The sequence below is a fragment of the Agromyces mediolanus genome (assembly GCF_044917495.1).
Classification (GTDB): domain Bacteria; phylum Actinomycetota; class Actinomycetes; order Actinomycetales; family Microbacteriaceae; genus Agromyces; species Agromyces mediolanus_B.
Genome location: NZ_JAVSSI010000001.1, coordinates 484,021 through 496,768, shown reverse-complemented (window position 1 = coordinate 496,768; position 12,748 = coordinate 484,021). Strand labels below are relative to the sequence as shown.

Sequence of the window (12,748 nt, the reverse complement as noted above, 5' to 3'; positions counted from 1 at the left end):
GTGCGCGCTCCGGCTCAGCCCTTCGCGTGGGAGACGGCTGCGAGCAGCCCGTTCACGAACCCCGCGGAGTCGTCGGTCGAGAGCACCGTCGCGGCCTCGACGGCCTCGGCGATCGCCACGGCGTCGGGCACCTCGTCGTTGAAGACGATCTCCCACACGCCGATGCGCAGCAGCGCGCGGTCGACCGCCGGCATCCGCTCGAGCGTCCACCCCCGCGCGTGCGTCGTGATCAGCTCGTCGATCTCCGCCCGGTGGTCGACGATGCCGTCGACGATCTCGCGCGCGTACAGCCACGACGCCTGTCGCTCCGGCTCGTTCACGGCCTTCTCGGCCTCGACGACGAGGAGCTGCTCGACCGGCATGCCGCGCATCTCGGCGGCGTAGAGCAGATCGAGGGCGCGCTTGCGGGCTTTGGTGCGAGCGCTCACTAGTCGTTCACGCGGCCGAGGTAGTCGCCCGACCGGGTGTCGACCTTGACCTTGGTGCCGGTCTCGAGGAAGAGCGGGACCTGGATCTCGTAGCCGGTCTCGACGGTCGCGGGCTTCGTGCCGCCGGTCGAGCGGTCGCCCTGCAGGCCCGGCTCGGTGTAGGTGATCTCGAGCACGACCGAGGCGGGCAGGTCGACGTAGAGCGGGTTGCCGTTGTTCAGGGCGATCGTGACGGCCTGGTTCTCGAGCATGAAGTTCGCGGCGTCGCCGACGGTCGCGGCCGGCACGGTGATCTGGTCGTAGTCGACGGCGTCCATGAAGACGAAGCCGTCGCCGTCGTTGTACAGGTACGTGAAGTCGCGGCGGTCGACGTTCTCGATGTCGACCTTCGCGCCCGCGTTGTAGGTGCGGTCGACGGTCTTGCCCGTGACGACGTTCTTCAGCTTGGTGCGGACGAACGCGCCGCCCTTGCCCGGCTTCACGTGCTGGAACTCGATCACGCTCCAGAGCTGGCCGTCGATGCTGAGGACGACGCCGTTCTTGATGTCTGCGGTCGATGCCATGCGCGTGGGTTCCGTTCCGTTTCGGTGAAGTCGTTCGGCCGGCGGCGGTGGCGCACGCGGGCCGACGAACGATTCTAGACGATGCGCAGCAGCTGCTGCACGGCGAGGCGGTAGGAGTCGCTGCCGAAGCCGGCGATGACCCCCGCGGCGACGGCCGAGATCACGCTCGTGTGCCGGAAGCGCTCGCGGGTGTGGGGGTTCGAGAGGTGGACCTCGATGAGCGGCACGCCCGCCTGCTTCAGCAGGGCCGCGGCATCGCGGAGTCCGTAGCTGTAGTGCGTGAACGCGGCCGGGTTCAGGACGACGGGGGTGCGCCGGTCGACCGCCTCGTGGATCCAGCGGATGAGCTCGCCCTCGTCGTCGGTCTGCCGGAGCTCCAGCTCGACGCCGTCGGGCAGCGAACCCCGGAGGGACGCCTCGATGTCGGCGAGCGTCTCGCTCCCGTAGACCTCCGGCTCGCGAGTGCCGAGGCGGCCGAGGTTCGGGCCGTTCAGCACGAGGATGGTCGTCATGCGCCCAGCCTAGCGGGGCGCCCCGACGTGCTCAGGAGCCGATCTCCTGGTACGCGGCGAAGAGCATCGACTGGTCGGGGGCCTGCATCACGGTCGGCTTCGCGAGGTCGTCGAGCACGATGAAGCGGAGCTGCCCGCCGCGGGACTTCTTGTCGCGCTGCATCGTGGCGAGGAGGGTGTTCCACCGGCCGGCGGGGTAGCTGGTCGGGAGGCTGAGCAGTTCGAGCACCCGGCGGTGCCGGTCGGCGACCTCGTCCGAGAGTCGGCCCGAGAGCCGGCCGAGCTCCGCGGCGAACATCATGCCGACGGCGACCGCGGCACCGTGCCGCCACTGGTAGCGCTCGGCGTGCTCGACGGCATGGCCGAGCGTGTGCCCGTAGTTCAGGATCTCCCGGAGGCCCGCCTCCTTGAAGTCCTCGGTGACGACGTCGGCCTTCATCCGGATCGCGAGCTCCACGACGCGGCGGAACTCCGGCGTGGCCGGGTCGGTCGCGCGCTCGGGATCGGCCTCGATGACGTCGAGGATCTCGGGGTAGCGGATGAATCCCGCCTTCACGATCTCTGCGAAGCCGGCCAGGATCTCGTTCTTCGGGAGGGTGTCGAGGAGGTCGAGGTCGCAGATGACCTCGGCGGGGGCGTGGAAGACGCCCACGAGGTTCTTGCCCTCGTTCGTGTTGATCCCCGTCTTGCCCCCGACGGCAGCGTCGACCATGCCGAGCACCGTGGTCGGCACCTGCACGACGCGCACGCCGCGCAGCCAGGTCGCGGCGACGAATCCGGCCACGTCGGTGACGGCGCCGCCGCCGAAGCCGACGACCGCGTCGGTGCGGGTGAAGTCGGCCTGCCCGAGGATCTGCCAGCAGAACGCCGCGACCTCGACCCGCTTGCCGGCCTCGGCGTCGGGGATCTCGGCGAGGATGACCTCGAAGCGGTCGACGAGCGCCTCGCGCAGCTCGGCCGCGCGCGCGCCGAGGGTCGCCGGATGCACGAGCAGCACCTTGCGCACGGCGGGCCCGAGCGCGTCGCCGATGCGCGGCACGAGTCCGCGCCCGACGACCACGTCGTAGCCCTCCTCGCCGCCCACGCGGATCACGGTCGGCTCGGCCTGCGGCTCGCTGGCGGTCATGCTGCTCCTCCGAAGCGCTCGGTGATGTCGGCGACGATCCGGGCGACCGAGCGGCGCGAGGTGTCGATGGCGAGGTCGGCGAGCGAGGCGTAGACGGGCGCCCGCTCGTCGCGGATCCGGATCCAGGCGTCGAGCCCGCCCTGGGCGATGAGGGGTCGGGCACCGCCGGCGAGCCGGGGCGCGACCGCGGCCGCGCTCACCTGCAGCCAGACGACCGGGAGCGCGGCGAGCTCCGCTCGGGTCGCCGGATGCAGCACCGCACCCCCGCCGAGGGAGACGACGGCCTGCTCGGCGATCGCCTCGGCGACGACCTCGCGCTCGACGATGCGGAAGTACTCCTCGCCCTCGCGCGCGAAGATCTCGTCGATCGGACCGTACCGCTCGACGATGCGCGCGTCGGTGTCGACGAACGGCGCGCCCGTCTCGGCGGCAAGCTTCTGCCCGACGCGGGTCTTCCCGGCACCCATCGGGCCGATGAGCACGAGGGGAAGCGCGAGGGCACCGGGCGCAGCCGCGCCCGCCTCCGTCATCCCGCTGCGCCGGCCGCGAGCCCGGCGCCGCCGTCCGCCCCGGCGCTCGCGAGCGCCTCGGGGATCGCGGCGAGGTACGCCTCGAGGTTCCGGCGGGTCTCGACCACCGAGTCGCCGCCGAACTTCTCGAGCACGGAGTTCGCGAGGACGAGGGCGACCATCGCCTCGGCCACGACCCCCGCCGCGGGCACGGCGCAGACGTCCGAGCGCTGGTGGTGCGCGGGCGCCGGCTCGCCCGTCGCGACGTCGACCGTCGGCAGGGCGTGCGGAATGGTGGCGATGGGCTTCATGCCCGCGCGGACACGGAGCACGGTGCCCGTGGACATGCCGCCCTCGGTGCCGCCGGCGCGATCGCTCGCGCGGACGATGCGGCCGCGGTCGAGGTGCAGCTCGTCGTGCGCCTCGGAGCCCCGGCGGCGGGTGGTCTCGAAGCCGTCGCCGACCTCGACGCCCTTGATCGCCTGGATGCCCATGAGCGCGGCCGCGAGCTGCCCGTCGAGGCGGCGGTCCCAGTGCACGTGCGAGCCGAGCCCCGGGGGCACGCCGTAGGCGAGCACCTCGACGACGCCGCCGAGCGTGTCGCCGGACTTGTGAGCGTCGTCGACCTCGGCGACCATCCGGGCCGAGGTCTCGGGGTCGAAGCAGCGCAGCGGGTCGGCGTCGACCGTCGCGAGGTCGGCGGGCAGCGGCAGCGCAGCGCCTTCGGGCACCCGGACCGGGCCGATCGAGAGCGTGTGGGCGATCGTGCGGATGCCGAGCTCGGCGAGGAACGCCTTCGCCACGGCGCCGAGCGCGACCCGGGCCGCCGTCTCACGGGCGCTCGCCCGCTCGAGCACGGGGCGCGCCTCGTCGAAGCCGTACTTCTGCATGCCGACGAGGTCGGCGTGGCCCGGACGCGGGCGGGTCAGCGGCGCACCGCGGCCGCGGCCGAGGCGGTCCTGCTCGATCGGTTCGGGGCTCATGACCTCCTGCCACTTCGGCCACTCGGTGTTGCCGACGCGGAGCGCGATGGGGCTGCCGAGGCTCAGGCCGTGGCGCACCCCGCCGGAGATCGCGAGCTCGTCCTGCTCGAACTTCATGCGCGCGCCGCGGCCGTAGCCGAGCTTGCGTCGTGCGAGGTCCTCACGGACCTGATCGAGCGAGACGGGGATGCCGGCGGGGAGGCCCTCGAGGATCGCGACGAGTTCGGGGCCGTGCGACTCACCGGCAGTGAGCCAACGAAGCATGGCTCTATCCTTCCACAGCGGAGGGGGCGCGCCTTCCGCGTGACGGCACCGCCCGTCTCGGGCGGAGCGGGCACCTCAGGCGATCGAGGCCCGCATCGCCGCGAGCACCTCGGCCTCGCCCGGCAGCGCCGCCTCCGGGTCGCCGTTCGCGAACACGCGCACCTGCAGCAGCGCCTGGTGCAGGAGCATGCCGAGCCCGTGCACGACCGTGCCGCCGCCATCGAGCCACGCGGCGACGAGCGGGCTCGGCCAGGGATCGTAGGCGACCTCGAGCAGGACGGATCCGGCGGTGAGCGCCGCGCCCGGCCGGACGCCGAGCTCGGTGCCGCCCGGCACCGTCGCCACCACGAGGTCGAGGCCCTCGGCCGACGCCAGCTCCGCGATGGGGCGCACGGCGATGCGGAGCCCGAGCGACCCGGCGAGCGGCTCGAGCGCGGCGGCCCGGGCGGGCGTCCGCACGAACACCTCGACCTCGCTCGCCCCGAGCTCGGCGATCGCGGCGATCGCCGAGGCGGCCGTCGCTCCCCCGCCGACCACGCCGGCGCGGGCCGAGTGGCTCACCCCGGCATCCGCGAGCGCGCCGACGATGCCGCCGATGTCGGTGTTGAAACCGAGCCGGCGGCCGCCGTCGAAGCGGACGGTGTTCGCGGCGCCCGTGAGCCGAGCGCGACGGTCGAGCTCGTCGACGAGCGGGAGCACCTCCTGCTTCAAGGGCATCGTGAGCGAGAGCCCGCGCCACGAGGCATCCCTCGAGCCCACGAAGTCGGCCAACCCGGCCGAGGCCACCTCGACCGCCTCGTACTGCCAGTCGAAGCCGAGCACGGCGTAGGCGGCGCGGTGCAGCGCCGGCGACTTCGAGTGCGCGATCGGGGAGCCGAGCACCGCGAGCCGGTGCGGGGCGAGTGGAGCTGCGCCGTCGCTCACTGGTACTCCGGGTGCTCGTCCATCCAGGCGAGCCACTTCGCGACGGCCGCGTCGTGCTCCTCGACCGTCGTCGAGAAGATCGTCTCGCCGGTGTCGAGGTTCCAGGTGACGAAGAACAACCAGGTGCCGTCGGCCGGGTGCAGCGCCGCGTCGATCGCGAGGTCCCCCGGGTTCGAGATCGGCCCGACGGGCAGCCCCGGGTGCACGTACGTGTTGTACGGGTTCGACGCGTCCTCGCGCTCGGCGTCGGTCGTGGCGACGCGGTGCGTGTTGCCGGTGCCGTAGGCGACGGTGGCGTCGGACTGCAGCAGTCCCGACTCCCACTGCGCGGGGTCGAGCCGGTTCTGGAAGACGCGCGAGACCTTGTAATAGTCGTCCCGGAGCCCGGCCTCGCGCTGGATGAGCGAGGCGAGCACGATCGTGCGCCAGCGGTCGGCCGGCGCCACGCCGGCCTCGTCGAGCGCCTGGAACTGCCGATCCACGAGGGTCTGCAGCACGCCGCGGGCATCGAGACCGGGGTCGAGCGTGTACGTCGCCGGGAACAGGAAGCCCTCGAGGGACTTCGCCTCCGCCGGGAGGCCGTAGCTCTGCGGCGACTCGGCAGCGGCGGCCTGGAGCTCCTCGAGCGGCACGCCCGTGCCCTCCGAGATGCTCGGCAGCGCATCCGCGGTGGCCGTGCCCTCCGGGATCACGAAGGTGTTCTCGAGCTTGTTCGCCGGATCGAGCAGCGCGTCGAGGGCGGATTGCGCGCTCATCTTCTCGGCCAGGCGGTAGGCGCCCGGATAGAACGCCGGCTCGGGGTCCTGGTCGACGAGCACGTCGTAGAACGCCTTCGAGGACGCCACGACGCCCTCGTCGTAGAGGTTCTCGGCGATCGAGGAGCCGTCGTCGCCCTCGTGGATCATGAAGGTGACCTCGCCGGTGCCCGAGCCCTCGTAGTCCGCTGCGGGCTGGAAGCGCTCGACGACGGCGGAGATCGGGCCCTGCAGGAAGAAGAAGGCGCCGACGCCGAGCGCGACGACGATGAGCAGCGCGATGAGGCATCCCCACGCGCCGCGCCGCTTCGGCCGGTTCGGGGTGTCGTGGTCGTCGTACCCGGCTGCCTGCCGGCGCTCCGCGCGGCTCGGGCGCTGGGCCTCGCTCGGCCCCGTCGCGGGCTCCGTCTCGAGGAGCGCCTGACGCTCCTCGAGCTCACGGCGCTCGCGCCGGGTGAGCGGCACCTCGTCGTTCGCCGCGAACGGGTCGTTCGACCGCGGCGCGACCGGAGCGGATGCCGGCCGCCCGGCCTCGTCCGGCTGCGCGGCGAACGGATCGTTCACCCAGCCCGCGTCCCGCGCTCCCCCGCGCGTCCCGCCGGCGGATGCCGCATCGGCTGAGCGGCCGCCCGTCGCGCCGGCGGACGCCTCGTCTCCGGCGAGGATGGCGTCCCAGTCGAGACCGGTGCGCTCGCGCGACGCGCGCTGCTCAGGGGGGAGCTGAGTCACAGGGGTGCTGGCCCTTCGTCGATGCCGAGGGACTGCCCCGGCGGCCTGCCCGACGCACGTTCGGCGTCGATGGCGTGTTGCAGAATGATAACGGCTGCGGCTTGGTCGATGATGGACCGCTGCTGCTTGGCGCGTTTTCCGCTCGCACGAAGCGCCTGCTGCGCGGTCACCGTCGACATCCGCTCGTCCACGAGCCGGACCGCCGGCCCCGTGCCGACGAGCCGCCGCGCGAAGGCGACGGCGTCGTCGGTCGACGGCGTGGCCTGACCGGACAAGGAGAGCGGGTGGCCCACGACGATCTCGACGGCGTCGAACTCCTCGGCGAGCTCCAGGATGCGCCGGATGTCGGCATCGGAGCCCTCAGGGGCGCGCGGCACCGTCTCGACCGGGACCGCGAGCATCGCCGACGGATCGCAGCGGGCCACGCCGATGCGGGCGCGGCCCACGTCGACGCCGAGACGGACGCCGTCGCGCACTAGCGCCCGAGCTCGTCGCGAACCGCGTCGAGCGCCGCGGGGATCGCCGCGACATCCGTGCCGCCGCCCTGCGCGAGGTCGGGCTTGCCGCCGCCGCCGCCGCCGAGCACCGAGGCCATCCGCTTCGCGAGCGCACCGGCGTTCGCACCGGCTTCACGCGCGGCCGGGGACGTCGCCGCGATCGCGAGCGGCTTGCCCCCCACCTCGGCCGTCAGCGCGACCACGGAGGCGGCGTCGCCGAGCTGCGCGCGGACCGCGAGCGCGAGCGCCCGCAGCTCGTCGCCGGAGCCGAGCGAGCCGACGTGCTCGGCCACGAGCAGCACCTCGCCCGTGCGCACCGCCGTCGCGGCCAGCGCCGGGACGCGGTCGTTCAGCGCCTTCGCCTCGTACGCCTGGATCTTCTTCTCGGCGGCCTTGAGGTTCGCGAGCAGCTCGCCGACTCGGTCGACCAGCAGCTCCGGGCGCGTCTTCAGCGAGCTCGTGAGCTCGCCGACGAGGGCGCGCTCGGCCGCGAACTGGCGGAAGGCCTCGATGCCCACGAGCGATTCGACACGGCGGTTCGTCGCGCCGACCGAGGACTCGCCGATCAGGTTGATCATGCCGACCTCGGCGCTCGTGCGGACGTGGGTGCCGGCGCACAGCTCGCGCGACCACGGGCCGCCGATGTCGACGACGCGCACGACGTCGCCGTACTTCTCGCCGAACAGCGCCATCGCGCCGAGCGCCTTCGCCTCGTCGAGCGGCAGCTCGCGGGTGACCACCTCGAGGTTGTCACGGATCGCGGAGTTCGCGATCTCCTCGATCTCGGTGCGGGTCTCGGCCGACAGCGCCTGGTTCCAGCCGAAGTCGAGCCGGAGGTAGCCGGCCTTGTTGAACGAGCCGGACTGGTGCGCGTTGGGCCCGAGGACCTGGCGGAGCGCCGCGTGCACGAGGTGCGTGCCCGAGTGCGCCTGGGTGGCGCCGCGGCGGTAGTCCTCGTCGACGAGGCTCGTCGCACGCTCGCCGACCCCGACCTCGCCGCGGACGACCCGCACGGTGTGGCTGACGAGCCCCTTGACCGGGCGCTGCACATCGAGGACCTCGAGCTCGAAACCGTCGCCCACGATGCGGCCGCGGTCGGGCGCCTGCCCGCCGGACTCGGCGTAGAGGGCCGTCTCGGCGAGGATGACCTCCGCCGTCTGCCCCGCCGTCGCGCGCTGCACCGGGTGACCGTCGACGAGGAGGCCGAGCACGCTCGACTCCGTCTGCAGCTCGGTGTAGCCCGTGAAGATCGTCTCGCCCTGCGCGCGGAAGTCGGCGTACACCGAGAGGTCGGCGAGCACCTTCTTCTTGGACTTGGCGTCGGCCTTCGCGCGGTCGCGCTGGTCCGTCATGAGGCGGTCGAACTCGCCGCGGTCGACCTGGATGCCCGCCTCGTCGGCCATCTCGAGGGTCAGCTCGATCGGGAAGCCGTAGGTGTCGTGCAGGAGGAACGCGGTGTCGCCCGCGAGCTCGGTGGAGCCCCGCTCCTTCGTCTTCGTGACCGCGACGTCGAGGATCGACGTGCCCGACGCGAGCGTGCGCAGGAAGGTGTCCTCCTCGCCGAGGGCGAGCTGCTCGAGGTGGCCGTAGCCGCTCGCGACCTCGGGGTACGCGGACTGCATCGCGTCGCGCGAGGCGGCGAACAGCTCGCGGAAGCTCGGGCCCTCGACGCCGAGCAGCCGCATCGCACGGATCGAGCGGCGCAGGAGGCGGCGCAGGATGTACCCGCGGCCCTCGTTCGACGGGGTGACGCCGTCGGTCATGAGCATGAGCGAGGAGCGCACGTGGTCGGCGATGATGCGCATGCGCACGTCGTCCTCGTGCGAGGCGCCGTAGCGGCGACCGGAGAGCTCGGCCGCGCGGTCGAGCACGGGCCGGACCTGGTCGATCTCGTACATGTTCTCGACGCCCTGCTTGATGAAGGCGACGCGCTCGAGGCCCATGCCGGTGTCGATGTTCTTCTTCGGCAGCGGGCCGACGACGTCGAAGTCGACCTTGGAGCGGACCTCGCTCAGCAGCTCCTGCATGAAGACGAGGTTCCAGATCTCGGTGAAGCGGTTGTCGTCGACCGCGGGGCCGCCATCGCGGCCGTACTTCGGACCGCGGTCGAAGTAGATCTCCGAGCAGGGGCCGCCGGGGCCGGGCTGGCCGGTGTGCCAGTAGTTGTCCTCCTTGCCGAGGCGCTGGATGCGCTCGGCCGGGAGCCCGGCGATCTTCTGCCAGAGGGCCGCCGCCTCGTCGTCGGTCTCGTACACGGTGACCCACAGGTCGCGCTCGTCGAAGCCGAGGCCGCCGTCGGACTCGGACTTGGTGAGGAGGTCCCACGCGTAGGTGATCGCCCCCTCCTTGAAGTAGTCGCCGAACGACCAGTTGCCGAGCATCTGGAAGAAGGTGCCGTGGCGGGCGGTCTTGCCGACCTCTTCGATGTCGTTCGTGCGGATGCACTTCTGCACGTCGACCGCGCGCGGGTAAGGGGCGGGCACGACGCCGGTCAGGTACGGCACGAACGGCACCATGCCTGCGACCGTGAAGAGCAGGGTGGGGTCGTCGGAGACGAGCGAGGCCGAGGGGACGACGGTGTGTCCGCGGTCGGCGAAGAAGTCGATGTAGCGACGGCTGATCTCGGCAGTCTGCATGGTTCCGTTCCGGGTCGTTTCACCCCGCGTGGGGGTGCGAACTGTGCGCGCGGGGCGCGAAGTGGTCAGCGCGGGTCGTCAGCGCTCGTCGTGGGCGGCGGCGCGGAGCTCGGCGTCGCGCTCGTGATAGCCCTCGGCGATCGCCTGCCCGAACGCCCTGGCCTTGGCATCGACCGACTCGAAGAACTTGCGTCCCTCGACGGTCTGGTTCACCTGGTGGGCCACGACGAATCCCGCCGCGATGCCCGCGACGAACCACAGCACGCTCTTCACCGATTGCTCCTCTGGTCGAACTCCGTTCGAGGGGCCGCGGCCCCTGACGCTTCCGTCCAGTCTAGGCGAGCCGGGGGCTCGCCCGCCGGGACGACGGAGGGGCCGCGGGCGAACCCGCGACCCCTCCGGTCTGCACGCGACGCTGGGTCAGCGCGCGGCGTAGTACTCGACGACGAGCTGCACGTCACAGGTGACGGGGACCTCGGCGCGCTTCGGGCGGCGCACGAGGGTCGCCTCCAGCTTGTCGATCTGGACCTCGAGGTAGCCCGGGGTCTTCGGCAGCACGTCCACGTGGCCACCGGCGGCGGCGACCTGGAACGGCTCGGTGCCCTCGGAGCGCTGCTTGACGCCGATGTGCTGGCCCGGCTTCACGCGGAACGAGGGGCGGTCGACGATCTTGCCGTCGACGACGATGTGGCGGTGCACCACGAACTGGCGGGCCTGCGCGATGGTGCGGGCGAAGCCGGCGCGGAGCACGAGGGCGTCGAGACGCATCTCGAGCAGCTCGACCAGGTTCTCACCGGTCTGGCCGTCGATGCGCTTGGCCTCGTTGTACGCGATGCGGAGCTGCTTCTCGCGGATGCCGTACTGGGCGCGGAGGCGCTGCTTCTCACGCAGACGGACGGCGTAGTCGCTGTCGGCCTTGCGCTTGGTGCGGCCGTGCTCGCCGGGAGCGTAGGGGCGCTTCTCGAGGATGCGGGCGGCCTTCGGGGTGAGGGCGACGCCGAGCGCACGGGAGAGGCGGGTCTTGCTACGTGCACGATTCGACACGAATGGTCCTTTCGGAGGTTCTGAAACGGGGTTCCGGCGCGCGACAACGCGCTGGAAAGCTCTAGTCAGAGGGATTCGCCATGGGCCGACCGGCTACAGGTCGCACCGCTTCGCCGTCGGAGATCGCGCAGCCGCACGCGAAAACCTGGCTTCAGGCCATCAACGATGGTAGCACGGGGCTCAGCCCTCGCCGCGCACGATGCGGCGGAGCTTCGCGAGCCTCGCCGACAGCTCGCGCTCGTAGCCGTGCTCGGTCGGCTCGTAGTAGCGCGCGCCGCGCAGCGTGTCCGGCAGGTACTGCTGCGGCACCACCCCGATGTCGGCGTCGTGCGGATAGCGGTACCCCTTGCCGTGGCCGAGCCGCTTCGCGCCGGCGTAGTGCGCGTCGCGCAGGTGCTTCGGCACCCGGCCCGCCTTGCCCGCGCGCACGTCGGAGATCGCCTGGTTGATGCCGAGGTACGCGGCGTTCGACTTCGGCGCGGTCGCGAGGTGGACCACGGCCTGGGCGAGCGGGATGCGCCCCTCCGGCATGCCGATCAGGGCGACCGCATCGGCCGCGGCGACGGCGACGCCGAGCGCCGTCGGATCGGCCATGCCGATGTCCTCCGAGGCGAGCACGATGATGCGCCGGGCGATGAAGCGCGGGTCCTCCCCCGCCTCGATCATCCGCGCGAGGTAGTGCAGTGCCGCGTCGACGTCGCTCCCCCGCACCGACTTGATGAAGGCGCTGATGACGTCGTAGTGCTCGTCGCCGTTGCGGTCGTAGCGCAGCAGCGCGCGGTCGACGGCGCGCGCCACCGTCTCCGCGGTGATCGTGGGCTTCGCGGGAGCGGCGTCGGCCCGATCCCGGTCTGCGGCGTCGTCGGCCGCGGCGTCGGCGTCGGTCGCGGCGTCGGTCGCAGCGGCGTCAGTCGCACCATCCGCAGTCTCGGAGTCAGTCGCAGCGCCGCCAGTCGCGGCATCCTCGGTCCCGGCATCCTCGGTCGCGGCATCCTCGGTCGCGGCATCGAGGTCGTCGCTCGCGGCCCCCGTGTCGGCAGCCGCGGCGGCCTGCGCCGCGGCGAACTCGCCGACCGCGGAGTTCGCCGATGCCTCGAGCGCGGTGAGCGCCCGGCGGGCGTCGCCCGACGCGAGCCGGACGATCGCCTCTCTGGCCTCGGGTTCGAGCACGAACGCGCCGGCGAGGCCCCTCGGGTCGCTCGCTGCGCGGTCGACGAGGGTGCCGAGGTCGTCGTCGCTCAGCAGCTCGAGCGTCAGCAGCAGCGAGCGCGACAGCAGCGGCGAGATGACGGAGAACGACGGGTTCTCCGTGGTGGCCGCCACCAGGATGACCCAGCCGTTCTCGACCCCCGGCAGCAGCGCGTCCTGCTGCGCCTTGGTGAAGCGGTGGATCTCGTCGAGGAAGAGGACCGTGGAGAGCCCGTAGAGGTCGCGGCTCGACTGCGCCTCCTCCATCACCTGGCGGACGTCGCGCACGCCCGCGGTCACGGCGGAGAGCTCGACGAAGCGGCGCCCGGAGCTGCGCGCGATCGCCTGGGCGAGCGTCGTCTTGCCCGTGCCGGGCGGACCCCACAGGATGACGGACACCGAACCGCTCGTGCCGGCGCGGTCGCTCGCGAGTGCGACGAGCGGCGAGCCCGGGCTCAGCAGATGGCGCTGGCCGGCGACCTCGTCGAGGGTCGTCGGACGCATCCGCACCGCGAGCGGGGTCGCGCCGGAGCGCAGCCCCGTGCCGGTGTCCACCATGCCGTCCAGCGTAGCGATCGCCGCCGACACGG

13 protein-coding genes are annotated in these 12,748 nt (G+C 72.5%); all 13 read right to left on the bottom strand.

Going from position 1 to position 12,748, the window contains the following annotated elements:
* Window positions 1–14 precede the first annotated feature (14 nt).
* Window positions 15–428, bottom strand: a complete 414-nt coding sequence (nusB, locus tag ROT00_RS02385) for a transcription antitermination factor NusB (RefSeq protein ID WP_404772040.1) — start codon at window positions 426–428, stop codon at window positions 15–17.
* Entirely contained in the window at window positions 428–991 is a 564-nt protein-coding gene (gene efp / locus ROT00_RS02380) for an elongation factor P (protein ID WP_243568243.1), read from the bottom strand. Before efp ends, nusB begins: the two co-directional genes overlap by 1 nt.
* A gap of 74 nt (window positions 992–1,065) precedes the next feature.
* A complete protein-coding gene (locus tag ROT00_RS02375) occupies window positions 1,066–1,503 on the bottom strand; it encodes a type II 3-dehydroquinate dehydratase (RefSeq protein ID WP_404772038.1) in 438 nt (145 codons plus the stop codon).
* A gap of 31 nt (window positions 1,504–1,534) precedes the next feature.
* The gene (aroB, locus tag ROT00_RS02370) at window positions 1,535–2,629 is read right to left on the bottom strand and encodes a 3-dehydroquinate synthase (protein ID WP_404772037.1); all 1,095 of its coding nucleotides are present in this window, start codon (window positions 2,627–2,629) and stop codon (window positions 1,535–1,537) included.
* A complete protein-coding gene (locus tag ROT00_RS02365; RefSeq protein ID WP_404772036.1) occupies window positions 2,626–3,159 on the bottom strand; it encodes a shikimate kinase in 534 nt (177 codons plus the stop codon). Before ROT00_RS02365 ends, aroB begins: the two co-directional genes overlap by 4 nt.
* Window positions 3,156–4,385, bottom strand: coding sequence for a chorismate synthase (gene aroC, locus ROT00_RS02360; RefSeq protein ID WP_404772035.1), 1,230 nt, complete (start codon window positions 4,383–4,385; stop codon window positions 3,156–3,158). Before aroC ends, ROT00_RS02365 begins: the two co-directional genes overlap by 4 nt.
* A gap of 75 nt (window positions 4,386–4,460) precedes the next feature.
* Window positions 4,461–5,309 (bottom strand): shikimate dehydrogenase, encoded by an 849-nt coding sequence (locus ROT00_RS02355; RefSeq protein ID WP_404772034.1) that lies wholly within the window; start codon window positions 5,307–5,309, stop codon window positions 4,461–4,463.
* The gene (gene mltG / locus ROT00_RS02350) at window positions 5,306–6,793 is read right to left on the bottom strand and encodes an endolytic transglycosylase MltG (protein ID WP_404772033.1); all 1,488 of its coding nucleotides are present in this window, start codon (window positions 6,791–6,793) and stop codon (window positions 5,306–5,308) included. Before mltG ends, ROT00_RS02355 begins: the two co-directional genes overlap by 4 nt.
* Entirely contained in the window at window positions 6,790–7,269 is a 480-nt protein-coding gene (gene ruvX, locus ROT00_RS02345) for a Holliday junction resolvase RuvX (RefSeq protein ID WP_404772031.1), read from the bottom strand. The genes mltG and ruvX overlap by 4 nt, the downstream gene beginning before the upstream one ends.
* A complete protein-coding gene (gene alaS / locus ROT00_RS02340) occupies window positions 7,269–9,926 on the bottom strand; it encodes an alanine--tRNA ligase (RefSeq protein ID WP_404772029.1) in 2,658 nt (885 codons plus the stop codon). Before alaS ends, ruvX begins: the two co-directional genes overlap by 1 nt.
* 78 nt (window positions 9,927–10,004) lie before the next feature.
* Window positions 10,005–10,199, bottom strand: a complete 195-nt coding sequence (locus ROT00_RS02335; protein ID WP_404772028.1) for a hypothetical protein — start codon at window positions 10,197–10,199, stop codon at window positions 10,005–10,007.
* A gap of 147 nt (window positions 10,200–10,346) precedes the next feature.
* Window positions 10,347–10,970, bottom strand: a complete 624-nt coding sequence (rpsD, locus tag ROT00_RS02330) for a 30S ribosomal protein S4 (RefSeq protein WP_404772027.1) — start codon at window positions 10,968–10,970, stop codon at window positions 10,347–10,349.
* 180 nt (window positions 10,971–11,150) lie between these two features.
* Window positions 11,151–12,716 carry a replication-associated recombination protein A gene (locus ROT00_RS02325; RefSeq protein WP_404772147.1) on the bottom strand — a complete coding sequence of 522 codons (1,566 nt, stop codon included), beginning with the start codon at window positions 12,714–12,716 and terminating at the stop codon, window positions 11,151–11,153.
* Window positions 12,717–12,748 lie beyond the last annotated feature (32 nt).